Source organism: Mycoplasmopsis bovigenitalium (genome assembly GCF_900660525.1).
Lineage (GTDB): Bacteria > Bacillota_I > Bacilli_A > Mycoplasmatales > Metamycoplasmataceae > Mycoplasmopsis > Mycoplasmopsis bovigenitalium.
Genome location: NZ_LR214970.1, coordinates 334,534 through 359,950, shown reverse-complemented (window position 1 = coordinate 359,950; position 25,417 = coordinate 334,534). Strand labels below are relative to the sequence as shown.

Annotated in this window: 24 protein-coding genes; 17 read left to right on the top strand and 7 right to left on the bottom strand. The window is 29.5% G+C overall.

What is annotated here, in order from left to right; translation table 4 throughout:
• Nucleotides 1-4 precede the first annotated feature (4 nt).
• From EXC34_RS01575 to EXC34_RS01510, 14 genes are all read left to right on the top strand, one after another.
• Nucleotides 5-241, top strand: coding sequence for a hypothetical protein (locus EXC34_RS01575; protein WP_004419197.1), 237 nt, complete (start codon nucleotides 5-7; stop codon nucleotides 239-241).
• A gap of 278 nt (nucleotides 242-519) precedes the next feature.
• A complete protein-coding gene (infC, locus tag EXC34_RS01570) occupies nucleotides 520-1,077 on the top strand; it encodes a translation initiation factor IF-3 (protein WP_129687952.1) in 558 nt (185 codons plus the stop codon).
• Between the two features lie 65 nt (nucleotides 1,078-1,142).
• On the top strand, nucleotides 1,143-1,331 hold the full coding sequence (gene rpmI, locus EXC34_RS01565) for a 50S ribosomal protein L35 (protein ID WP_004419201.1): 189 nt from the start codon (nucleotides 1,143-1,145) through the stop codon (nucleotides 1,329-1,331).
• A 41-nt stretch (nucleotides 1,332-1,372) separates the two neighbouring features.
• Entirely contained in the window at nucleotides 1,373-1,723 is a 351-nt protein-coding gene (gene rplT, locus EXC34_RS01560; protein WP_004419203.1) for a 50S ribosomal protein L20, read from the top strand.
• 188 nt (nucleotides 1,724-1,911) lie between these two features.
• Nucleotides 1,912-3,510, top strand: coding sequence for an endonuclease (locus EXC34_RS01555; RefSeq protein WP_246003942.1), 1,599 nt, complete (start codon nucleotides 1,912-1,914; stop codon nucleotides 3,508-3,510).
• A gap of 83 nt (nucleotides 3,511-3,593) precedes the next feature.
• Complete coding sequence (locus EXC34_RS01550) at nucleotides 3,594-4,088, top strand: MAG0490 family ComEA-like DNA-binding protein (RefSeq protein WP_129687634.1); 495 nt, start codon at nucleotides 3,594-3,596, stop codon at nucleotides 4,086-4,088.
• Nucleotides 4,013-5,395 carry an MAG0480 family ComEC-like protein gene (locus EXC34_RS01545; RefSeq protein WP_408634011.1) on the top strand — a complete coding sequence of 461 codons (1,383 nt, stop codon included), beginning with the start codon at nucleotides 4,013-4,015 and terminating at the stop codon, nucleotides 5,393-5,395. Before EXC34_RS01550 ends, EXC34_RS01545 begins: the two co-directional genes overlap by 76 nt.
• 63 nt (nucleotides 5,396-5,458) lie before the next feature.
• The gene (gene dnaK, locus EXC34_RS01540; RefSeq protein ID WP_129687632.1) at nucleotides 5,459-7,237 is read left to right on the top strand and encodes a molecular chaperone DnaK; all 1,779 of its coding nucleotides are present in this window, start codon (nucleotides 5,459-5,461) and stop codon (nucleotides 7,235-7,237) included.
• 151 nt (nucleotides 7,238-7,388) lie between these two features.
• On the top strand, nucleotides 7,389-8,600 hold the full coding sequence (locus EXC34_RS01535; protein ID WP_129687631.1) for an AAA family ATPase: 1,212 nt from the start codon (nucleotides 7,389-7,391) through the stop codon (nucleotides 8,598-8,600).
• Nucleotides 8,600-9,556 (top strand): phenylalanine--tRNA ligase subunit alpha, encoded by a 957-nt coding sequence (gene pheS / locus EXC34_RS01530; RefSeq protein ID WP_129687630.1) that lies wholly within the window; start codon nucleotides 8,600-8,602, stop codon nucleotides 9,554-9,556. The genes EXC34_RS01535 and pheS overlap by 1 nt, the downstream gene beginning before the upstream one ends.
• Complete coding sequence (locus EXC34_RS01525) at nucleotides 9,516-10,220, top strand: uracil-DNA glycosylase (protein WP_129687629.1); 705 nt, start codon at nucleotides 9,516-9,518, stop codon at nucleotides 10,218-10,220. Before pheS ends, EXC34_RS01525 begins: the two co-directional genes overlap by 41 nt.
• A 1-nt stretch (nucleotide 10,221) precedes the next feature.
• On the top strand, nucleotides 10,222-12,399 hold the full coding sequence (locus EXC34_RS01520) for a phenylalanine--tRNA ligase subunit beta (protein WP_129687628.1): 2,178 nt from the start codon (nucleotides 10,222-10,224) through the stop codon (nucleotides 12,397-12,399).
• A gap of 8 nt (nucleotides 12,400-12,407) precedes the next feature.
• A complete protein-coding gene (gene glyA, locus EXC34_RS01515; protein WP_129687627.1) occupies nucleotides 12,408-13,661 on the top strand; it encodes a serine hydroxymethyltransferase in 1,254 nt (417 codons plus the stop codon).
• 105 nt (nucleotides 13,662-13,766) lie between these two features.
• Nucleotides 13,767-15,134: a dihydrolipoyl dehydrogenase gene (locus tag EXC34_RS01510; protein WP_129687626.1), complete on the top strand. Its 1,368-nt coding sequence runs from the start codon at nucleotides 13,767-13,769 to the stop codon at nucleotides 15,132-15,134.
• Between the two features lie 42 nt (nucleotides 15,135-15,176).
• Here EXC34_RS01510 and deoC read toward each other — a convergent pair whose 3' ends face one another.
• The 4 genes from deoC to EXC34_RS03775 form a co-directional block, all read right to left on the bottom strand.
• Nucleotides 15,177-15,839, bottom strand: coding sequence for a deoxyribose-phosphate aldolase (deoC, locus tag EXC34_RS01505; protein WP_096385607.1), 663 nt, complete (start codon nucleotides 15,837-15,839; stop codon nucleotides 15,177-15,179).
• Nucleotides 15,840-15,854: 15 nt separating this feature from the next.
• Nucleotides 15,855-17,153, bottom strand: a complete 1,299-nt coding sequence (locus EXC34_RS01500) for a pyrimidine-nucleoside phosphorylase (RefSeq protein WP_129687625.1) — start codon at nucleotides 17,151-17,153, stop codon at nucleotides 15,855-15,857.
• Nucleotides 17,154-17,157: 4 nt separating this feature from the next.
• Nucleotides 17,158-17,865 carry a purine-nucleoside phosphorylase gene (gene deoD / locus EXC34_RS01495; protein WP_004419281.1) on the bottom strand — a complete coding sequence of 236 codons (708 nt, stop codon included), beginning with the start codon at nucleotides 17,863-17,865 and terminating at the stop codon, nucleotides 17,158-17,160.
• Nucleotides 17,866-18,117: 252 nt separating this feature from the next.
• Nucleotides 18,118-18,819 carry an MAG0920 family protein gene (locus EXC34_RS03775; protein WP_408634010.1) on the bottom strand — a complete coding sequence of 234 codons (702 nt, stop codon included), beginning with the start codon at nucleotides 18,817-18,819 and terminating at the stop codon, nucleotides 18,118-18,120.
• A gap of 97 nt (nucleotides 18,820-18,916) precedes the next feature.
• Here EXC34_RS03775 and EXC34_RS01485 point away from each other — a divergent pair, with 97 nt between their 5' ends.
• Both EXC34_RS01485 and obgE read left to right on the top strand, forming a co-directional pair.
• Nucleotides 18,917-19,729 carry a Cof-type HAD-IIB family hydrolase gene (locus EXC34_RS01485; protein ID WP_129687623.1) on the top strand — a complete coding sequence of 271 codons (813 nt, stop codon included), beginning with the start codon at nucleotides 18,917-18,919 and terminating at the stop codon, nucleotides 19,727-19,729.
• Between the two features lie 19 nt (nucleotides 19,730-19,748).
• Nucleotides 19,749-21,014, top strand: a complete 1,266-nt coding sequence (gene obgE, locus EXC34_RS01480; protein WP_129687622.1) for a GTPase ObgE — start codon at nucleotides 19,749-19,751, stop codon at nucleotides 21,012-21,014.
• A 71-nt stretch (nucleotides 21,015-21,085) separates the two neighbouring features.
• Here obgE and EXC34_RS01475 read toward each other — a convergent pair whose 3' ends face one another.
• The 3 genes from EXC34_RS01475 to EXC34_RS01465 all read right to left on the bottom strand — a co-directional run bounded on the left by EXC34_RS01475 (nucleotide 21,086) and on the right by EXC34_RS01465 (nucleotide 24,472).
• On the bottom strand, nucleotides 21,086-22,480 hold the full coding sequence (locus EXC34_RS01475) for a hypothetical protein (protein ID WP_129687621.1): 1,395 nt from the start codon (nucleotides 22,478-22,480) through the stop codon (nucleotides 21,086-21,088).
• A gap of 97 nt (nucleotides 22,481-22,577) precedes the next feature.
• On the bottom strand, nucleotides 22,578-22,772 hold the full coding sequence (locus EXC34_RS01470) for a hypothetical protein (protein ID WP_129687620.1): 195 nt from the start codon (nucleotides 22,770-22,772) through the stop codon (nucleotides 22,578-22,580).
• Nucleotides 22,773-22,915: 143 nt separating this feature from the next.
• The gene (locus tag EXC34_RS01465; RefSeq protein ID WP_197722235.1) at nucleotides 22,916-24,472 is read right to left on the bottom strand and encodes a phospho-sugar mutase; all 1,557 of its coding nucleotides are present in this window, start codon (nucleotides 24,470-24,472) and stop codon (nucleotides 22,916-22,918) included.
• Nucleotides 24,473-24,547: 75 nt separating this feature from the next.
• Between EXC34_RS01465 and EXC34_RS01460 the strand changes: the two genes are divergently transcribed.
• Nucleotides 24,548-25,411, top strand: coding sequence for a hypothetical protein (locus EXC34_RS01460; protein WP_129687619.1), 864 nt, complete (start codon nucleotides 24,548-24,550; stop codon nucleotides 25,409-25,411).
• Nucleotides 25,412-25,417: the final 6 nt, after the last annotated feature.

Sequence of the window (25,417 nt, the reverse complement as noted above, 5' to 3'; positions counted from 1 at the left end):
AAATATGATTGAAATAATTTTAGGAAACTACCAAAACATCAAACAAGCAATTTGTAATTTCGAACTTGAATTAGATGATGCTTGAGAAAAGGGTGCTAACGAAGTTGAAGTCAAATTTATTGACAATGAAGATAACGAATTGTATCACCAAGTTATAAAATATTTAGATGAACATAGCGATGAATTTGGATACAAAATAATCAAAAAAGCAGAAAAAATAATAGTAAGTTTTGTTATTTAATTTTACTAATTCAATTCATTTTTATTCGTATAAGGAAAATAATTAATTTTCTAAATTATTTAATAAAAGTGTTAAAATATAAAAGCAATATTTAATTGCAGAAAGTAGATAACATCTCACCTGATGGCCATAGCCTTGGGTTTCTAGCTACAATTAAAATCTCTTTTGATCGTAGTTTAGAAGTGGGATACCACTTTTATTTTTACATTTATCTATTATTTAAGGAGTTAATTATTCAACCAACAAATACTAAAAATAAAAAGCCAGCAGCTGAACACATGATTAACGGCAATATCCCTTTTTCAAAAGTCTTTTTAATTGGACCTGAAGGGGACAAAATTGGCGTTACACCAACTCGCGAAGCAATTGAGATTGCTAGAGAGTATAGAATGGACTTGGTTTTAATTAGTGTAGAACCAAAACCAATTGCCAGAATTCTAGATTATGGCAAATTCAAGTATGAAAGAAAGAAAAAACAAAAAGCTGCTAAAGAAAAGCAAACCGTAATTCAAAACCGTCAAATTCGTTTGACAGTTATGATTGGCGAACATGATTTAAAAACTAAAGCAAGAAAAGCTAGAGAATTTTTACTTGACGGTGATAGACTAAAAGTTAGTTTAAAATTCCGTGGTAGAGAAGCTGCTAGACCAGAATTAGGTCATGACACATTAAATAGATTCTATGCTTTACTTGAAGATATAGCGGAAATCACTAAAGAAGCAACATTAATTAACGGTAAATTCCTTGACTTTTATTTACAACCAAATAAAATTAAAGTTGCTAAATATAAAAAGGAAAACAACATAGTAGATAAAAATACAGAACATAGTAGATAAAAATACAGAACAAAACAATTCTGAGTCAGATTCTGATGAAAACGACGAAGAATAAAGGAGTCAATATGCCTAAAATGAAGACAAAAAGTGCTCTAAAAAAACGTATCAAAATTACTGGTACAGGTAAAGTTTTAAGAGAGCAAGCATACCGTTCACATCTAGCCCAAAATAAAACCACAAAACAAAAACGTCAAGCACGTAAATCTGTTCAAATGCACGCATCTGACATCAAAAGATTTAAAGGTCTATTTTAATAGATTTTATTCACAATTCACAATAAAGGAAGAAGGAAATTATGAGAGTTAAAGGCGGAACAGTTACAAGAGCTAGAAGAAAAAAATGACTAAAATTAGCTAAAGGATATTTTGGACACAAATCAATAGGTTACAAAGTTGCTAAACAAGCAGTTGTTAAATCTTGAACATATGCATTTAGAGACCGTAAACAAGTAAAACGTAACTTTAGAAAACTATGAATCGCTCGTATTAATGCTGCTACTAGAGCAGAAGGTGTTTCATATTCACAATTTATTAACGGACTTAAAAAAGCAAACATTACAATCAACAGAAAAATGCTTTCAGAATTAGCAATCAACGAACCTAAAGTATTTTCAAACCTTGTTGAAATTTCAAAAAACGGTAAATAATCAATCAAACTCAGTGCTCTGAGTTTTTTATTTTCTGTTTTATGTCACCTATATTCAACTATTATTTCATAATATTTCCATTATTTTTATTCAATTAATCTGCTTTAAAACGTGCAAAAAATAAGTTAAATGATTTTTTAATATAATTAAAGAAAGAATTTTTTAAATTTCAAATTCCTAGGAGATTAATGAACAAATTTAAATTAATGCTGGCAATTAGTCCCATTGCTGTTATTTCAACAAGCATTGTTTCAATATCATGTAAAAAAGTTGAACAAACAAAAAAACCTCAAAAACAAGTAACAACCCCAGAAAAAGATCCCCAAAATGATGCAGGTTCTTCAAATACTGGCGGAAATGGACAAAACACTAATAAAATCAAGCAACCTTCAAAAACTCACACCATTCAAAGCGAGCCAAATTTAAGAAGCAAAGACCCTAAATTTGCCGAAATAGCTGAAAAACAAAACCAAGGATTAATTCTTGTTGAAGGCTTTGAAGGGAATGTGCTTGAAATTTTAAAAACAAATAAATTATTTTTTGCCTTCTCTAAAAGAGGTATTGTTTATGCACCAGAAAAGCCAAAAGGCAAAGATGGATGAGCTGCCGCTAAGCTTATTTTTAGACTTAGAGATCAAGGCAAATTCAATTATGCTAACCAGTCAATGAAACAAGGCGACAAAAAGACAAATGATTTAATTGATTTTAAAATTAATGATAACGAATTAACCATTTATTACAAAGTTACTAAATACAAAGGCAAAAATAAACCGCCTTACGTTAGCGAAAATGTTTATACTTCAGTATTTAAACTTGAAAAGAATCCAAACGGAATTGAAACCCATCAAGACGATTTTCCAGTAGACCAAGATCCAAATAATGACCAAGGCACCACTTCAATAAGCAATGTTGAAAATAATCCAAAACATGAAAAAAGCTCTAAAATTGTTGCAAAATCAATCAATGAAGCAAAACAAGTTGAATATACAAATAGCAACTTTTATGCATCATTAGAAGGCAAAAGCGGTCAGGAATTAATTGATGCTCTTTTTGAAATTCAAAAAGCCCATAGAAACAAAACTGGTGGTTATGATCAATTACACACCACATATCGTGATTCATTTGTAGATAAATACTATGAAAATGATGGCAGCGTTCTTGACATATACACTGAAATTCCGAATGGAAACGACAAATATAACTTTGAATTTGGTAAATATTCAGATACAGGTAATAGAGAAGGTTTAGGAATGAACAGAGAGCACTTAGTTGCTCAGTCATGATTTAAAAAAGCAGCGCCAATGAAAAACGACGCGCACCATGTTTGACCTTCTGATAAACAAGTTAATGCACTTCATGGCAACCTTCCATTTGGCGAAGTTAAAAATGGCAAAATAATTTCAAGCAATGGCACAAAACTTGGTGCGGGAGTTGAAGATGGCGAGCAAGTTGTTGAGCCAAATGATGAATTCAAAGGGGATATTGCAAGAGCATTTTTATACTTTGCCCTAACTTATAAAGACAAAAGCATCAGACACAATCGTTCAGCACAAAGATTTTTTGATTCAGGCAACAAAATCAATAAAAATTTCTTAAAAACAATGCTTAAATGACACTATCTAGACCCAATTTCACAGTTTGATTTAGACAGAAATAATGGAATTTATAAACACCAAAAAAATCGAAACCCATTTATAGACTATCCAGAATTAGTTGATGTAGTATTTAATGGCAACACATCATATGTATTTACTAACAAAGGATTAGCCAAAACTTTAATTTTCTAATCCAAAGCCTTGTAAAATCAAGGCTTTTTTTATATTTTTTTCCTTTTTTGAGCAAAATTTCTTATGTTGCATAATTTTTAGCGATGAAGAAAAAAGTGTGAATATTAGGCGGATTATTGGCAGTTGGGTTATTCAGTATATCCCTTTCTTTAACCTTGGACCAAAGGGGTACATATTTAAAATCTGCAAATAAATCAAAAACCTTGAAAATAAAAATATCTGGTGCAGTTAATAATCCAGGTGAATTTGAGGTTAATTTTGGCGAAAAATTGTATTCAATTTTAAAAAGAGCAGGCCCTAAACACAATGCAAATTTAAGCAAACTAGATTTTGATTCAAAAATATTAAAAAATAGTGAAATCTATATCCCTTATGACTTGAATAAAGGGGCATTTTTAAAGTGAAAAGAATTAAATAACATAAATCAATTAACTTTATATGGAATAACTAAATCAACTGCGCAAAAAGTATTAAAACTAAGAAAAGATAATGAATCAATAACGTGACAGCAATTAGAATCATTAAAAGGCGTTGGCCAAGCAACTCTAAAAAAATTACAAAATATATTAATAATATAACTAACATATTAGTTATTTTAAGTCCGCTAATATTGCATTTATCATTGACCAAAAACCTCGAAACTCAATACTTTTGGATATTTTTATACATATTAAAATGCCTATTTATTTTTGCTTTTTTTCCTAAAAAAATAATTTTTATTTTAATTATCGCAAGCTTTTATTTAATTAAAAAATATATTGATAAACCTCAACAAATTGAATTAGGCCATTATGAAATGAAAGCGTATGTGGTTAAAGCAGGAGAAAAATATGCCATAGTAAATGTAAAAAATAATAATTTTTTGATTTATTTAAATAAATATGTTACAGCAAATCCACTTCAGGTTGGTCAAAGCGTTGAAATTAAAGGAAATATAGACGCATTAGAAAATATAAATAATTTTCATATTGCAAACAATGTTACAAATATAATAAATAAAGCAGTAGTAACCCGGATTTATTCAGCCAATTATTCATTCTATAATTTGATTGAAAATTTAACTTCTAGGGGTAGTGAATTATTCCAAAAATATTGAAAAATGATTGTTTTTGGTCAAAATACTCATTCAAGAGATATACTTAAAAAATCTGCCCAAATCAACATAGTGCACCTACTTGTTATTTCAGGATTTCACATTGATATATTATTCAATTTATTATTTGGACTTATCAAAAAAATAAAAAACAAATTTACATATAAACTATTAAATATATTAACTAATTCAATTATTTTTTACTATGTTTGCACACTTTCAAGCTACATTCCAGTTCTTAGAGCCTATTTATTTTATATTTTTAGAAAAAAATTTAATTTAGATAGCTTTAAATCACTCGCGTTATGTGCCTTGGTTACTTTTACAATTAATTTTAATAATATAATTAGCGAAAGTTTCATTTTGTCATACACTGCAACACTTGTTACTATATTAATTAATAAAATTTTCAATGTTTATAAATTAAAAAATACGTTTTTAAAAGTACTTATAATAAGTGTTGCTATGTATATTTTTATGATTACGTGGTCAATAAAATTCAATAAACAAATTAATTTAATAGGAATTATTTATTCATTTTTCTTTGCTTTAATCTTTGAATTTATCTATCTTTTTTCAATTTTACTTTGATGAAGTCCACATTTTTTACATTGAATATATTTTGCCCTTGATTGATTAATTAATATTGCCAACTTTTTATCAATAAATATTGTTGCAGATTGGCAAATTTCTAATAAAACTATACTAATATGAATTATTTTTTATAACCTACTTTTACTAATAACACTTATTTTAAGCAAAAAACGAAAAAATAAAAAATTAGCAGTTTAATTGTTTGAGTGCTAAATTATGGTAAAATTAACTTATATATCGAAACATTCGAAAGGAATTATTATGGCAAAAGAAATTATTATTGGTATAGACTTAGGTACAACAAACTCAGTTGTTTCTATTGTTGATAATGGAACTCCCGTTGTACTTGAAAACTTAAATGGTAAAAGAACTACTCCATCTGTTGTTTCTTTCAAAGATGGCGAAACAATCGTTGGTGAAAATGCAAAGAACCAAATCGAAACAAACCCAGACACTATTGCTTCAATTAAAAGACTAATGGGTACAAATAAAACAGTAAAAGCTAATGGAAAAGAATATAAACCAGAGGAAATTTCTGCAATGATATTAGCTAACCTTAAAAAATATGCAGAAGAAAAAATTGGCCACAAAGTTGATAAAGCAGTAATTACTGTTCCCGCTTATTTCAATAACGCGCAACGTGAATCAACCAAATTAGCAGGTAAAATTGCTGGTCTTGAAGTATTAAGAATAATTAACGAACCTACCGCAGCAGCACTTAGTTTTGGTCTAGATAAAACCGATTCAGAGAAAAAGGTTTTAGTTTTCGACCTTGGTGGTGGAACATTTGACGTTTCAATCTTGGAATTAGCTGATGGAACATTCGAAGTTCTATCAACTGCCGGTGATAATGAGTTAGGTGGTGATGACTGAGATAATGCAATAGTTAATTGACTAGTTGAAAAAATTCAAAAAGATCACAATTACAATGTTAGAGAAAATAAAATGGCGATGGCTCGCCTAAAACAAGCGGCTGAAAAAGCAAAAATCGACCTTTCTTCATCAATGATGGCAAATATTTCACTTCCTTTCTTAATTTTTATTGAAGGACAAGCACCAATTAACGTTGAAGCTTCATTAAAAAGAAGTGAATTTGAGCAAATGACATCTCATTTATTAGAGAGAACAAAATCACCAATTGATAGAGCACTTTCTGATGCTAAATTATCGATCGCTGATATTAGTGACGTTTTACTTGTTGGTGGTTCAACAAGAATGCCAGCTGTTCAAACATTAGTTGAAACAAAATTAGGTAAAAAACCAAACAAATCAGTTAACCCTGACGAAGTTGTGGCAATGGGAGCTGCTATTCAAGGTGCTGTTTTAGCGGGTGATATTAATGATATTTTACTTGTTGATGTTACTCCTTTAACATTGGGTATTGAAACAGAACATGGAATTGTTGCACCATTAATCGAAAGAAATACACGTATTCCTACCACAAGAACAAAAACCTTTACAACAGCAGCAGATAATCAAACATCTGTAACAATTCACATTCTTCAAGGTGAAAGAAAATTAGCAAAAGACAATAAAGCGCTAGGTACATTTGACCTAAATGGAATTGATCCAGCCCCAAGAGGAGTGCCTCAAATTGAAGTTTCATTCACAATTGATGCTAATGGTATTACAACAGTTTCTGCAAAAGATGTTAAATCTGGTAAACAAGAAAGCAAAATTATTGAAAATTCATCAAAAATTAGTGATGCTGAAATAGATAGAATGGTTAAAGATGCCGAAGCAAACAGAGAAGCAGACGAAAAACGCGCTGAAGAAATTCAAACAATTGTTCGTGCCGAAACTCTAATTGCAAAAATGAAACAATCACTTGAAGAAAATAAAGACAAAATAAATGAAGAACAAACAAAACAAACTGAAGAAAAAATCGCTGAGCTTCAAAAACTTCTAGATGATAAAAATTACACAGAACTAAAAACCAAACTTGATGAAATCGATAAAGCATTTGAATTAATTGCTCAACAAATGCAACAGCAACAACAAAATGACCAAGGCTTTACTGAAGAAGATGTTAAAAAATAATTAAAGAAATGCAAGTGTTAACACATTTGCTTTTTTTAATTATTTTATTGAAAATTAACTCTTACCAATTCAATTACAAATGGTTTTTTTAGGAATTATTAAAATTTATAATTTTTATACAAAAAAATTCTTTATTTATTAAAATATTAATATGAAAAATTTAGCTAATGAATTAAGGCCAAAAACTCTTAGTCAAATTATAGGGCAAGAAAATAATGTTAAATTATTGAGCAAAATTGTAGAAAATAAAATTTCCACAAGCTTTATATTTTATGGCGAGTCAGGAACTGGTAAAACATCAGCAGCTTGTGCGCTAGCCAATGAAATGAATTTAAAATATGCCTTATTCAATGCAAGTATTGAAAATAAAAATAGATTATTAGAGTTACTTCAAGATAATCAAATAATAATAATTGACGAAATACACAGATTAACTAAAAATGTTCAAGATGTTTTATTATCATATTTAGAATTTGACAAAATAATTATTTATGCAACAACAACCGAAAATCCATATTTTCGAGTTAACCCTGCTCTAAGAAGCAGAATGCAAATATTGCGATTTGACAAATTAGACGAAAAACAAGTGTATTTAGGCATAAAAGATGTAATTAAAAATTACTTTCCCGAGTTGAAAATAAATGACGACAACATTGAAAAACTTGTTAAATATTCATCAGGCGATTATCGATTCTGCTTAAATAATTTACAAATGTTAGCTCTATTAGGAAAAGACAAAGAAATAAATGAACAACTTTTAAAAACAATAATACCAAACATCAACTTTTATTCAGACATGAATGGCGATGCACATTATGATAATCTTTCAGCATTTCATAAATCGTTAAGGGGTTCTGATGTTGATGCCTCGCTTTATTATGGGGCTTTAATTTTAAAAACAGGCGATTATCAAGGGCTTTTTAGGCGCATAACTTGTGTGGCTTATGAAGATATTGCACTGGCAGACCCAAATATAGCGCTTCGTGTTGAAGCAGCGCTTAACGCAGTTGAGCGCTTGGGATTTCCTGAGGCAAATTTACCAATATTTTATTTAATTTGCTATATGGCATTGAGTCCAAAAAGTGCAAGCACATATAAGGCAATGAAAAATGTTCAATCATACATTGAACAAGGAAATGTTTATGATGTGCCAAAAATATTAAAAGAAGCACACTATTCATCAGCAAGCAAACTTGGTAATGGTGTTGGTTATAAGTGACCTCATGATTATGAAGGCAACTGAATTAATCAAAATTATTTGCCAAAACAAGTTAATGAAAAATTTTTCAAACCTGATTGAAATGATATAGATAAAATTGTTAATTATTACAAAAGTATCGAAACAAGGAAAGGTAAAAAATAATGAAAATAATTTGAGAAGAAATCAAGAGTTTTGAAGACTTAAAAATTGCCAAAAGTAAAGTATTTTCAAAAGAGGGCGACATTTTTGAGTTGCAACAAAAACTTAAAACTGCCTCAATTGAAGAAAAAAAACAACAAGGTCAAAAAATCAACCAACTAAAAAATGAATATGAGGCAAAATTTAAAGAAATTGAACTAAAACTAGAAAACCAAAAAATCGAAAAATTAATAAATGAATCATTTATTGATGTAACTAAACCGGTTAATGCAACTGGCTCACTGCACCCAATAACTATCATTGAAAATCGACTAAGAGATTGATTTATTCAAAATGGTTATTTTGAATCAAAAGAAGGCGAAATCGTTTCAGATTATTACAACTTTGAAAAACTTAACATGCCCTCAGACCACCCAGCAAGAGCAATGCATGATTCATTATACTTAAATCCAACAACATTATTACGTACTCACAATACTGGAATTAGTGCACTTGAACTTGAAAAAAACGCAAATAAACCATTAAATAATTTTGCTATTGGAAAAGTTTATCGAAATGACGAAGATGACGCAACACACTCACACCAATTTACGCAACTAGATTTTGTAAGCGTTGGTAATGTTTCGTTCCCTAATTTAATTTGAACTCTTAAATCACTTTTAAGTTATGTTTTTGAAGAAGAATTAGAATTAAGATTGCGTCCAAGTTTCTTCCCTTTTACTGAGCCAAGTGTTGAAGTAGATATTTTTTACAAAAACCGTTGAATTGAAGTGCTAGGAGCTGGAATGTTGCACCCAAATGTCATGAAATTGGCCGGCTATGACAATAAAAAATACAATGGATTTGCCGCTGGAATGGGTATTGAAAGGCTAGCGATGATTAAATACAACATTAAAGATATTCGGGAATTTTACAATAATGATTTGCGAACACTTAAACAGTTTTACAAAGAAAAATAAATTTTACGATTTTCTTGAAAATGAGTCAAAGCAGGATTATTTCAAATTAATTTTAGAAAAAGTTAATAATTCATCTAAAAATAATGTTATTTGACCAAAAAAATCAGATTGATTTAGAGCTCTAACGTTTTTTGAACCCAATGAAACTAGATTAATAATCATTGGTCAAGACCCATATCACAATCCTAATCAAGCTGATGGCTTAGCATTCAGCACAAGATTGAAAAAATGCCCAAAAAGTTTAGCTAACATAATTAAAGAAGTTAAAAAAGATTATCCAAACAGTATTTTTGAAACTTATTCATTGGATTTTTGAGCTAAACAAGGAGTTTTATTAATCAACACTGTTTTAACAGTTGAAGAATTTAAGGCTAACTCGCATAATGATATAGGTTGACAGCAATTTGTTTTTAAATTAATTGAATTTATTGCTAATATAAATCAGAATGTAATTTTTGGATTATGAGGTAAGCAGTCTTATCAATTTATAAAACCCTTGATCGAAAGTGGCAAAATCAGCGAAAATCAAATAATTTATACCTCGCATCCTTCACCACTATCATACACACGCACAAATCAATCATTTAAAGACTCAAATTTTTTTAGAAAAGTAAATAGTAAATTAACCAAATCAATTGATTTTTCAATGAGAAAGGAAAAATAATATGATTATTACCCTTAAAGAATTAAATAAATTTATGCCCAATATCAAGCTTGATTTATCAATCGAAAAAGTAATTAACAATCTTGGTTACGAAGTTGAAAGCATAACTCCTTTGAGCGATGTTAAAGGTGTAAAATTTGCAAAAGTTATTAATGTGTACCCTAACCCAAATTCAAAAAATTTAACAGTTGTTGAACTTGAATTAGCAAACGATGAAAAAATTACAATTCAAACTAATGCTAAAAACGCAAAAGTTGGTGCCTACACAACTGCATTTGTTGTTGGTTCGCAAAAAGGTGAAATAGTTTTTGGTGCTAAAAAAATGGCCGGCATTGAATCACAAGGAATGCTATGCAATTTTTCAGAATTAGGTTACGATATTTCAAAATTACCTTTCAATCAAGAAGATTTAATGATGCTAAATCAAAAATTACCTCTTGACAAAGACCCAGTTGAATATTTTGACCTTGATGACTATATTATTGATATAACAACTCCGGCAAATAGACCTGATGCTAATTCATATTATGTTCTTGCTCAAGAAATTGCTGCATATTTAAATACAAAATTTGACTGATTCAATTGAAAAAACAAATCAATTAAGCCAAAATTCAAATCAACAATTAGTGTTTCAAGGAAAAATTGCAATTCATTATCATTTTTAGATGTTCATGCAAAAAACAAAAAAAGTTCGCTTAAAGATATGTTATTTTTAGCAAAACATGGTGTTGAAGCTAAAAATATTTGAGCAATTGATGTTACAAATCTAGCTCTTATTTACACTGGAGCACCCACTCATGCTTATGATAAAGACAAAATTGGTTCAAAACTAGGTTGTGAAATATTTACTGGCGAAGTTTGTCTACTAGGTGATAAAACACAACAAGTAAACAATGTTTTAGCAATCACAAATAAAAAAGGGGCTATTTCATTAGCTTCTGTTATGGGTCTTGAAAATACAAAAGTTGATGAAAAAACTGAAAATGTTACCTTTGAAATTGGTTCTTTTGACTCGAAAATAGTTAGACATGGAGCAAAAGAAATTAAATTTGATACTGCTTCATCAATTCAAGCAGGGCGTGGTGTTAATAGTCAAATGGTTCGTTTTGGTATGCAATACTTACAGTATAAAGCTCACCTTGATAAAGTTCAATTCAGCAATATTGTTGGAATGCCTTCTGAAAAAATCGGTAATTCAGTGTTGCAAAATAGACACAAATTAGCACTTTACGCCAACTGCGATATAAGAGAATTATCTCGTTTTGATGAGGTTGAACAAAAATTAAAAACTATTGGTTTTCGAATGGATAAAAACAGATTGATTGCTCCAAATTATCGAAAAGATATCAATAATTATGAGGATATCATTGAAGAATACTTTAGATTTTATGGATACACTAATTTTGAACCAATTGCACCAACACTACTTCCATTCAAAGTAGACCGAAGAGATATTAGTAAAAATCTGCTTCAATCAATGGGCTACAATGAGATAAGAACCTTCACATTAGAAAGCGAACAAACTAACTTTTTAAACCCATTTAATTTCCCAAATACAATTAAATTACAAACGTTTGTGTCAAAAGAACGCGAACAAATTAGAAACTCAATAATATCATCAATGATTCAAGCCGCTGACTATAATTTAAAAAGAAAAATTGATAAGTTTTCATTTTTTGAATTTGGAATGATAAATAATAACAAATATACAATTGGCCTTATTTCAAATATTAAAGATTTCTTTGAAATCAAACAAGACATCATAAACTATTTGAAAAATAACGAAATTGAATTTATTCCTTTCAAAGATAATGAATATATTCATCCAAATACATCAGCAAAAATTATGCTTGGTGGTCAGATGATTGGTTGAATTGGTCAGATTCATCCAAAATACTCACAACACAACTTATGAGTAGCTGAATTTATGGATATCAAAAATCAAATTGACATTACTTTTGAATCATACAACCAGTCGCCTCTTAAAACCATTGATATAACATTTGAACTAGATATTAAAGCAAACATATCATCAAAAATCGATGAAATCAAAAATAATTTTAATATCTTCTCAATTTACCAAATCGATTCATATTCAATTGAAAACGTCAAAAAAATAACAATTAGAATTTGTGCAGATTCAACAACAATTGAAAAAATAAACGAACAATATAACTAGGAGTTAACATGTACAAAAATATTAAACTTAAAGATAAAGAAATTCAAAATGCAATCAACGCTGAAAAAAGAAGACAACAAGACCACATCGAACTAATTGCATCAGAAAACTATGTTTCTAATGATGTTTTAAACGCAGTTGGTAGTGTTTTAACAAATAAATATGGCGAAGGATATCCAGATAGAAGATATTATGGGGGTTGCGAACATGTTGATAAAGTTGAAAAGATTGCAATTGATAGATTAAAAAAATTGTTCAATGTTAAATTTGCCAATGTTCAACCTTATTCAGGTTCAGTAGCAAATGCAGCAGCGCTAGCTGCAGTTGCTAAAACAGGTGATAAAATAATGGGACTATCATTAAATTCTGGTGGGCATTTAACTCACGGCTATAAAATTAGCTTTAGCGGGATTTTTTACAATTCAGTTTCCTATGATGTCGATGATAATGGAGTATTGGATTATGAAGCAATTAAGCAATTAGCTATTAAAGAAAAACCTGCTGTTATTATTTGTGGGTATTCTGCATATCCAAGAATTATTGATTTTGCAAAATTCAGAGAAATTGCCGATGCTTGTGGGGCAAAATTGATGGCTGATATCGCACATATTTCGGGATTAATTATTGCTGGCGTACATCCAAGTCCTGTTGGTTATGCAGACATAATTACCTCAACAACACACAAAACACTTCGTGGCGCTCGTGGTGCAATAATAATGACAAATGATGAAGAAATTGCTAAAAAAGTCGATAGATGGGTGTTCCCTGGTTATCAAGGCGGTCCGCTTTTCCATGCAATTGCTGGAAAAGCAGTGGCTTTTGGTGAAGCACTAAAGCCAGAATTTAAACAATATGGCAAAAATATTGTTAAAAATGCCAAACAATTTAGCGAATGATTTTTGGCAAACAACATTGAAATAGTATCGGGCAAAACTGAAAACCATTTATTCACAATTAATGTTCACAAAAGTTATGGAACAACTGGTAAAGAAGCCGAAAATTTACTAGAAAAATTCAACATAACAGTTAATAAAAATACAATTCCAAATGACACATTAAGCCCAATGGTTTCTTCGGGAATACGTATTGGCGTTGCCGCAATGACTTCGAGAAACTTTACAAAATGAAATGAGTTAGCCCAAATTATTCACACAATTCTTTCAAATGGCAATTCGATATTGAAGAATTCAGAACTTAAAAAACAAATTAAACAACAAGTCAAATTACTAACAAAAGAATTCCCACTTGTTGATGAATATTAAAAACTTGATTTTTAAACTTAAAAATAGTCAAAAAAGCGTTTTTTGTTAATTTCGCTTTTTTTATTTTAAAAATTAGTTATATAATAAATTCGAAAAGAGGTAATTATGAATAAATATGACATTGTAATAATAGGTTCAGGTCCTGGAGGATATCCTTTAGCAACTTTATTGGCTAAAAAAGGCAAAAAAGTTGCACTAATTGAAAAAGACCAACTTGGTGGAACTTGTATTAATGTTGGTTGCATACCAACAAAATCATTGGTAAAAAGTGCCTATGTTTTAGACACAATTTCACATTCGCAAAAATTTGGGATTGAAACAAATTTAGTTGATATTAATGTAAAAACAATTCAAAATAGACGTCAATTGATAAAACAAAAAATGAATAATAACGTTAAAAATCAATTGAATTTGGCAAATGTTGACATTTATAATGGCACTGCCAAATTAATCGACCAAAACAATCTAATTGTCAATGAAGAACAAATTCAATTTGACAAAGCAATTTTAGCAACTGGCGCAAAAAGCCGCGAAATTGATTTGCCAGGAGCCAATAACGCAAGAGAAAAAAACTTTTTGATAAATTCGAATCAGGCATTAATTATTGATGAGAAAATCGAATCTTTAACTATTATTGGTTCTGGACCAGTTGCTTTGGAATTTGCTTATATTTATTCAACATTTGGAACCAAGGTTACAATCATTGATGTTAATGAATTTATGGGTAGATATGATGTAGAATTTGCAAGTGCAATTAAACAATATTTAACCAACCGAAATATAGAAATTATTGACAATGTAAAATTAATCAAATTTGACGAAAATGAATTATTTTACAATTCAAATGGTCAAGAAAAATCTATAAAATCTAGCAAAATTCTAAGTGCAATTGGTAGAGTTGCAAACTTAGAAGCTATTGGAAATGTTGGTATTGAATTAAATGAAAAAGGATTCATAAAAGTCAATGATTCTATGCAAACTAATATAAAAAATATTTATGCGCTTGGAGATGCTACTGGATTAATGATGCTTTCATCAGTCGCTTATAAAACAAGTGATATTATTGCAAAACATATTTTAGGTCATGAATTTGAAACTTTAAATACTAATTTTGTTCCTTGGTCAATTTATTTAAATCCCGAAATTAGTGGAGTTGGTCAAAGTGAAAAAGAATTAACTGCTAAGAATGTTGAATTTGAAGCGATTGTTTTCAATGCTAGTTCATTGCCAAGAAACCTTGCAAACGGTTCGATAAATGAGTTTGATTTTATTAAGTTTTTGATTGACAAAAAAACAGGATTGATTCTTGGAGCGCAAATGTTTTTGGAGGGCTCAAGTCTAGTTATCAACCAAATTGCACAAGCAATGCAAATGGGTATCAAGTTTGCTGATTTACAAAAATTCACCTTTACTCACCCAACTGTTACTGAAGCAATATACTATTTATCTAAAGCACATTATTTTGCAAAATAAAACAAAAAATCCAAGCCCTCAGGTTTGGATTTTTGATTATAACTAGTATCCCTCTGTTGATTCTTTGTCTTCGATGATTGCGATTGAACGACTTGTACCAAATCTGTTTGCGCCCGCCTCAACCATAGCAATCATGTCTGCTTTATTACTAATTCCACCAGCAGCTTTAATTAGAAGTTTGTCTCCACAAATTGATTTCATGATTTTAACATCTTCTAAGTTTGCGCCACGAGTTGAAAAACCAGTTGATGTTTTAATGAATTCAGCACCTGATTTCATAACAATTTCTGTTACTTTTTCAATTTCTTCTTTTGTTAAAAGAGCTGTTTCAACAATAACTTTTAATGTGTTTGCGCCACAAGCTTTTTTGATTTCTTTAATGTCTTCAAGAACATAGTCATAGTCGCCTTGTTTCATTCTACCAATGTTGATAACCATATCAATTTCATCTGCACCAGCTTTGATTGCTTCTGCAGCTTCAAATGCTTTAACATTGGTTAGACAAGCTCCTAAAGGAAAGCCAATTACTGAGGTAATTCCAACGCCACTACCTTGAAGTTTTTCTTTTGCGTATGAAACTCATGATGAGTTAACGCAAATTGTTTTAAATTTGTATTGAATTGCTTCTGCAATTAATTTGTCGATTTCAGCAACTGTTGCATCAGCTTTTAAAAATGTATGATCAATTAATTGATTGTAATTCATTATGTGCTCCTTTAATTATGATAATTTATCAATTATTATTTTATTTTCTACAGTGTTTTTATTAAATTTGTATGCTGGCAATAGTTCGTCAGCTAATTTTGGATCAATTGGATTTGATGAATATAGAGTAAATAAAACATCGCCTTTTTTTACCAATTCATTCGTTTTTCTATTCAATGTGATTCCTGCTTCAAAGTCAATATCATCTTCTTTTTTAGCACGACCAGCACCTAATTTCATTGCAACAACACCAAAAGTTAATGAGTCAAAAATTTCTAAATAACCATCTTTATCTGATATGACTTCATATTTGTGTTTAGGTTTTCAAAAGTTAGCTTGGTCTTTTAATGCTTCAACATCTCCGCCTTGAATTTTAATCATTTCATAGAATTTTTCCAATGCTTTTCCGTTTGCAATAACTTCTTCTACACGTTTTTGAGCTTCGTTGTAGTCTGAACAAATTTTTGATTGTAAAAGAATTGTTGAACAAGATGACTTAACAAGTTCATTAAAATCAGCAGGTCCATTACCTTGAAGTGTTCAAATTGCTTCTAATACTTCGTTTTTATTACCAATTTCACGACCGATTGGGCGATTCATGTTTGTTATTTCTGCTCTAACATCAACATTTAACGATTTACCGATTTCAATCATTGTTTTTGCAAGCTCAATGGCGTCTTTTTCATTTTTCATAAATGCGCCATTGCCACATTTAACATCTAAAAGAATTGCATCAGAACCAGTTGCAAGTTTTTTAGACATTATTGAAGAGGCAATAAGAGGAATTGATTGAACACAGTTTACAACATCTCTTAGTGCATAAAGTTTTTTGTCAGCTGGAACTAATTTACCAGTTTGACCAATAACAGCAATTTTGTGTTCACTAACTTGTTTAATGAATTCTTCTTCACTTAATGCAATTCTGAATCCAGGAATTGATTCAAGTTTGTCTAAAGTTCCACCAGTGTGGCCTAATCCTCTACCCGACATTTTAGCAACAGGTGCTCCGCAAGCTGCAACAATTGGTGCAACTGCTAATGTTGTTTTGTCGCCAACACCACCTGTTGAGTGTTTGTCAACTTTTATACCCGGAATTGAACTTAAATCAATAACATCACCTGAATGCATCATTGTTTTTGTGAATTGTGCAATTTCTTGTTTAGTCATCCCGTTAAACATAACTGCCATTATAAATGCGGCCATTTGGTAATCGGGTGTTTCACCACTAACATATGTGTTTATTAAAAACTTAATTTCTTCATTGGTTAGCTCTTTATTTAGCCGTTTTTTCTCAATTAAATCTACTACACGCATAATATTATAAAATTCCTAAAGCAACTTTCATCATGTTTGTAAATGCTGTTTGTCTTTCTTCTGGAGTAGTTTCTTCGTGTGTTGCTAAGTTATCTGAAACTGTTAGCAAGCATGAAGCATTTTTACCTAATTTTTCAGCATTTGTAAATAGCGCCAATGATTCCATTTCAACGCAAGTTGATTGTGTTTCTTGAACTCTTTCTTCAAGTGAAAGAACTGAATAAAATACATCTGATGAGTGAACTCTTCCTTCTTTAAGTTCAATGCCAAGTTCTTTAGCTGAATCTTTTAGTTTTTGGTTTAGTTTTGCTGAAGGTAGTGCAATATTTGATGCGAATTCTTTACCTAAAACCATTCTTCTAAAGTGGTCGCTATCAGCATAAGCTTCAGTAGCTAAAACTGTGTCATATAGAGCTAATTCTTTAACATAAGCCCCTGTTGAACCAATTCTAATGATGTTTTCTACATTGTAAAAAGCAAATAATTCGTAACTGTAAATTCCAATTGAAGGACATCCCATACCTGAACCAGCAATTGAAACTTCTTTACCTTTGTATGTACCTGTGTAAATAAACATGTTTCTAACTGTGTTTACTAATTTGTAACCTGGATCTAAGAATGTTTCAGCTATAAATTTAGCTCTTAAAGGGTCTCCGGGCATTAGAACTGTTTTCGCAATTTCGCCTTGTTTGGCGTGAATGTGTGGTGTCATAATCTCTCCTTTTTTAGTGAATATTTGATATTTGAGTGAAATCTGATCAAGTGAGATTTATATATACTTATAATCAAATAATATTTAATATAAATATAAGTTAAACTTATGAACATATTTTAGCACAATTACGCAAATTTATAAGTGTATAAAACGTACAAAAAAATAAAACAATGCGACTTGGCCATGTTTTATTTTTTTACCAATTTTATTATAAAAATATTGAAATTGGTAAAAATTAAACTATGTTCTCTAAATAATATTTACTTTTTTAGCTTCATCTCTTAGCATGTCAATGTTTAATTTTTCTGATGCTATTCCAACAACAACATTATCAAAATCTATTATTAATGATAAATAAACTAATAATTTTTGCTTATTTGAATAAAGATTTTCAAAATCATTTTTATAGAAGGTTCAAAATCTTTCACGTGCAGGCAAGGTAAAATATGGGTATCTATGTTTAGTTGGATATATTTGTCTTTCTTTTGTATTGACATTAATTTTTCTTTCAATTAGAGATTCATCAGGTAATTTGTAATTAAAGATTAATCATTTTTTCATTCTAATATATCTTTTAATGCCGGCAAATAGACAAATAATAAAATAAACACTAATTAAAGACAAAAAGAGAAGCATATGCATTGAAAATACAAAAGTGGTTCCATCAGAGTTTTCAAAATTGCTATATATTATTATATTTACAATAGAAATAGCAAGCCCAATCAATGAAAGTATCATTGCACTTAAATGCGAATAAAGATAAATTTTTGTAAATTTAAATAATTCAGCAGCGACATAATATTGACATTTTAATTCTTTTTTAGTCAGGTAATTAACAGAAAATTTAGTTGAGTAAATATAACAACGGACATTTGGGGTGCATCATGAAATAAAACTAACAAGAAAACAGCATATTATCACAGACAATAATATAATTGAAAATATAAGCATATAACGCTCCTAATCATGCTAATTAATTTTAACTAATTTTTAAAATAATGTATTATTTATTAGATTTAGAATCATTCATAAAATTAAAAGGAGAAATATGAAGAAAAAACCAATAGTTTTTAGTGACGTTGATGGCACAATCTACACCAGCAACGGATATGTTTCAAACTACAATCTAAATATTATTAAACAAAATGAATTAAGCTTCAATATTGCCACTGGTAATCCTATTTGTCCTAAAATGTTTAAATTAGCAAAACTTGTTAATGCTGATTACATTATTGGATCAAGTGGTGTACAAATTTATGATTTTAAACATTATAAATTTGTTCGTGAAGAATTTATTCCACACCAAGAAACAAAAAAAATATTTGAATTATTCAGAAGTCGTAAAGTTTCTGCAGCTGCTTGAAGCTCAGATGCGTTTTATATTTTTAATGAAGATGATAAAGAATTCTTGAATAGAATTTACTTTAAATACGAAACATTTGACCAATTTGAATTATATGAGGGTCAAGAAATCAAAAACGTTTCAAAAATTGAAGTTTACTTTGAAATGACAGAAAACATTGATGAATTAATTGAAGAATTAAGCAACATTAATGTAAAAATGATTAAAACACACATGAATCTAGAAATCCTACCAAAAGGAGCTTCAAAGGGTAAAGCAATCATGTGAATGCTACAAAATATCTTTAAAAACTACACCGCAAATGACATAATGGTTATTGGTGATAGTGAAAATGATTTTTCAATGTTCAAGAGATTTAATTATTCATATGCAATGGATAATTCAAAGGATTTTGTCAAGGAAAAAGCAAAATACGTAACACGTTCTGTTCAAGAACACGGCTTAGGGATCGCAATCAAAGATTACATAACCAAGTTCAATGAACAAGAAAATAATTAAATAGAGTAAGGAGGGTAAAATGGCAAGATTTATTGATGAAATTAAAATTCAGCTTGTGGCCGGAAAAGGCGGTGATGGCATGATTTCATTTCGCAGAGAAGCGCATGTTGATAAAGGTGGGCCAGATGGCGGCGATGGTGGCCGTGGCGGCAATATTTATTTTGTTGGCGATCTTGGCAAAAATACTCTTTTATCTCTTTACGGTAACAAAAAAATTACTGCCGATGATGGCGTAAATGGCGGGCCTAAAAACCTTTATGGGGCCGCCGGTAAAGATAAATATGTTCCAGTGCCGATTGGCACAATTGTTTATAACAATGGCAAAGTTGTAGCTGACATTATTGAGCCTAAAGAATACTTAGTTGCAAAAGGCGGCCAAGGAGGGCGCGGTAATATGAAATTCAAATCACCGCGCAATACTGCCCCAAGAATCAGCGAAAATGGCTCAAAAGGTGAAAAATTCGACGCACATATCGTGCTAAAAATTATGTCTGATGTTGGGGTTGTTGGTAAGCCATCCGCTGGAAAAAGTACACTTTTGAGTGCAATTTCCAATGCAAAAGCAAAGATTGCTGAATATGAATTTACAACATTAGTTCCTCAATTAGGAATGGTTAAGTATTATGATGAATCATTTGTAATTGCTGATCTTCCTGGATTAATTGAGGGCGCACACCAAGGTCGTGGTTTAGGTATTCAATTCCTAAAACACATTGAAAGATGTCGTGTAATTGCTCACATTATTGATTTTGGTTCTGAATTCAAAGACCCATTACAAGACTATGAAATTATTAACAATGAGCTTAAAAGTTATAGTTTGAATTTAGAAAATAAGGACCAATTGGTTATTGCAAATAAATCAGATTTGCCTGATTTTCAAGAAAATTTAGCAAAATTCAAGCAAAAATATCCACAAGTTAAAGTTGTTGAAATATCGGCAATATCGGCACAAAACTTAGATGAAGTCAAAAAAGAACTTATCGAGTTAATTAAAGCAAATAAATTAAAGCCTGTTGAGGAAATTGAAGAGGATACAGTTGTTGAAATAAAACTTGAGCAAGACTATAAAATAGTTTCGCCATACTTAGGCTATTTTGAAATTAGTGGCCCAAAAGTTCAACAACTTTATGATAAAATCCCATTAGTTAGCTATGACAACTTGCTAAGATTCAATAACAAACTAAAAAATCTTGGTGTATGAGATGATTTAATTAAAAAAGGCATCCAACCAGGTGATACAGTACGGATTTTTGAATATGAATTCGAATGGGATGGCGAATATTAATAAGTTCTTATAACTAAAAACAAAAAGTTAACACCTATTTCTGTGTTAACTTTTTTAATTTAACTATCTAATTAAATGCTTGATTTGCTTTTATAAGATTTTTTAAAAATTATTAAAGCGATTATTGCTCATAGTATGATGTTAATTGATAATAAAAGAACTATAAAAATAAATATTTTATTCTTGTCTTTTTTATTATTAGCTAATAGTTTATTGTGTTTTTTCGTTAATTCACCAAATTGATTTTGAAGATTTTCTTTATCATTTTTTGATTGATTATTTTCAGTTTTTAAAGCATCATTTTCTGCTTTTAATTTTGCAGCCGCATCTTTAAGATTTTGGTTTTGAGCTTTTAATGCAGTATTTTCCGCTTTTAGTTTTGAAGCTTCAGCTTTAAGATTTTGATTTTCGTCTTTTAAAGCAGTATTTTGTGCAACAACTTGGTTGTGTGTTGCTTTAACATCTAATAGTGGTTTAATTGATTTAGTGAATAAAGAGTGTCACTCATATCAAATATAACTTAAATCCGAATCATCTAAATTATCCTTAGTATCAATACTTTTTTCTTCAAAAAAAGCATTTACTTTTGATACAAGTTCGTTGTTATCAATATTAATAATTTCATTAAGTTGATCTAAAAAAATCTCATAACGATAATAGCTGCTTATTAAATAATTAATAGCTCCTCATGAAACATTTTCTTTATCCCTTGCAATAGTCATTTTAGCTACGATATAGCTTTCAAGCAATTTTATTGTTTTTATTATATTTTTAGAAGATTTTTCATATTTTTCATCTTTTAATTTATTAATAATTCCACTAGATTTGACTTGATGATTAATATAATATGCATTAGTTAGAATTCATCTATTTAGTCCTGAAAATACTTCATCATTTCAATTATCTGTAGAATTTCCGGCTTCATCTTTAAGATTTTGATTTTCGGTTTTTAAGGTATCGTTTTCCGCTTTTAGTTTTGCAGCTTCACCATTAAGGTTTTGATTTTCAGCATTTAGAGCAGTATTTTCCGCTTTTAGTTTTGAAGCTTCAGCTTTAAGATTTTGATTTTCGTCTTTTAAAGCAGTATTTTGTGCAACAACTTGGTTGTGTGTTGCTTTAACATCTAATAGTGGTTTAATTGATTTAGAGAATAAAGAGTTTCAACCATCTCACATTAAAACATCTAAATAATCACCATTTACATTATCCCTATTAGCAAGATCTTTTTCTGCAAAATAAGTATCTACTTTTGATACAATTTCGTTGTTATTAATACTGATAATTTCTTTAAGTTGTTCTAAAAAAAATAAATAATGATGATAATTTTTTATAAACATCTCAATTTCGGTTCATGAAACAGCATTATTACGAATATTTTGGGCTGTATCCGCAATGTAATTTTCAGATAATTCTATTGCCTTTTTTATATTTCTAGAAGATTCACTGTACTTTTCTTCTAATTCCATAGTAATAGAACGAGAATGAATACCATTGCTAAATTGGTAAATGATTTCCAATAATAATCATCTATCTAGTTCTGTTTTTAATCCATCTTCATCTGAATTATCTGTAGAAATAAAATGGGGGGGTTACCATTATGTTGGCGCTTCTTCCTTGAGCGTTTCTAATTGCATTTGGTAAACCTCCAAATGAATTGTTATTTACTTCCTTTTTAACATTTGAAGCTTTAGCAGATACTAATGTTAAAGCTGGAAGAATAGTTGTTGTAGACGTTAATAATAATTTTGTTAATTTCATATAATATATTTTGTTCCTTCTTTTAATTTTATTTATTTAATTACATATTTTGATTAAAAACTTTTTTTAAAATTATACTACTTTTTATTTTTATGCTTCATAAATAAACCAAGCCTGTACGTCTTGGTTGCTAAAGCTAATTATTAATTTATAATTGTTTCGATTTTTGAGATATATTCGTCAAGCGTTTTTTGTGCCGCATCTTTGTTGTTACCATATGCAAAAATATAAAATTTAATTTTTGGTTCAGTACCAGACGGGCGCAAAGCAATTCAATCTGCTTTATTTTCAAATGAAATTTTAATCATGTTTGATTTCATAAAATCAGTTTCTAAATTATAGTCGTGGACAATTTTATTTTTAAAATCCAATTCTTTAAATTTTTCCTGAATCAATGTTAAATCAGTATTTTGGTCAATATCGATATTAATACTCTTACTTGCTATATAGCCATATTCACGATATATTTCATCAAGAGCATCAATAAGAGTTTTGCCTTGGTTTTTGTAATATTGAGTCATTTTTACAATGGCAACAATTGATTGAATAGCATCTTTATCACGAGCAATTGAAGAATCAATTAATGAACCATAACTCTCTTCAAAGGCAAAAAACATTTCTTGTTGCTGTTCAACAATTGTTTTGCCAATTCATTTAAAACCGGTTGGAACAATAAAAGTTTTTAAACCGCTTTTCTTTGCAATTAACTCAGGTAAATTAGATGAAACATAAGAATAAACCATATATTTGTTATTGGTATTTTCTTTGTTAACTTCAAGTAAATATTTCATTAGTAAAGTTGCTGTTTCATTGCCAGTTAGCAATGTAAATTTATTATTTTCTCTAACTTTAACACCAACTCTATCGGCATCAGGGTCAGTAACCAACACAATATCACAATTATTTTTGATTGCTAATTTTTCACCTAATTCATAAACATCGTCTCTTTCAGGATTTGGGTAAGAACAAGTTTTAAAATTGTGGTCTTGTATAAATTGTTCTTTAACATAAAAAACATCTTTGTCAAACTCTAAATTCAAGCCTTTAAATATTTCATTTGCCACTGTTGAACCAGTTCCATGCAATGGAGAGTATACAAGCTTAATTTTTTCCATTTCTTTCGAAAATTCAGTGTTTGGAACAATATTTAATACTTTATTTATATAACTGTCTCACTCTTTTTTTGTTGTGTTACGAATATTATTAGCAACAGGTCAAACACCATCACAGCGATATTCATCAGAGTATGTATAATAATCTTTAAATTCTTTTTTAATTAATTCAATCTCGTCAGGCAAACATTGCGAACCATGTTCATTATAAAGTTTAATTCCATTGTACTCTTTAGGATTGTGGCTAGCAGTAATATTGAATCCACCTTGAGCTTTATTTGAAATAATTAAATATGATACAAATGGTGTTGGGGTGATTTTACGCGATAAAATCACTTGAATTTTATTGTAACTTGCAGCTATTTTAGCAATTAATTTGGCATATTTATTTGAAAATCTTCTATTGTCTCTACCAATAACAATTGTAATTTTGTCAAGTTTTTCATATTTTTTTAATAAGTAATTAACAAACCCATGAGCAACTCGTTGAACGTGTGCGGCAGATAGATGATCAATGCCTTTACCCACTATTCCGCGAATACCAGCAGTACCAAAATCAATTGCTTTTAAATTATTTGTATTTTTCATAAATTAATTATAAATTAAAAGCTTAAAAAATTGATTTGGTATTACAATTACAATGTATAAAATCAAGGAGGTTATATGAATAATACTTCTATAAATACAAAGAAAAATGATTTTAAAAAAATATTTAAATTAACTCCTTTTGAGTTAGTTTTGGCTTCTGCATTGCTGGCAATGCATCTTGTAATTATGATAATTGCAAAATTCACTATACTAAGAGCCATTCCTGTGCCATTGGAATATATTTTGTATATTTTTTATGGACTTATTTTAGGAGGTTTTAAAGGAGCGGTTTTAGCAGTTATTGCTGATACTTTTGTAATGTTAATGACTGGAAGTATTGGTAGTTGATATTGACTTTATGCAATTACGCCACCGCTTATTGCTTTAACTTCATGATTGTATTATTTAATGTTTAAGTACTCAAAATATACTCGTTTTATCATTTCATATGTATCAATAATTGCGGCTTTTGCATTATGTTTATGAGTTTACATTGTGCGAAGTGATGAAAACGGTGCACTCGCTATTAATAAAACAATAAAAGCGTCAAAACTAGTTGTATTAACAACATTAACTGCTTTTGGATTGCTTACTCTTGGTTTTACGTTCGCTTTTACAATTTTGTATGCTAAAACAAAAAATGAAAAATGAAACAATTACCTGATGGTAACTTCAATAATCATTGTTGTTGCTGTATTGTTTAGATGAATTTTAGGAACAATTTCATGAATTGAATACTATAACTATATAAACAAAGCTCAAAATGGCAAATTTAAAAGTTATGGAGTTGACTTCATTATCACATTCTTACGAATAGTTGTTAAAGATATATTTATATTGCCAATTTACATTGTAATTCTTGCACCAATTTACTCAGCTATTGCTATACTTAAACAAAAATACCTTATCGACCAGCAAAAAGTAAGATTTTCTCTATAATATTAT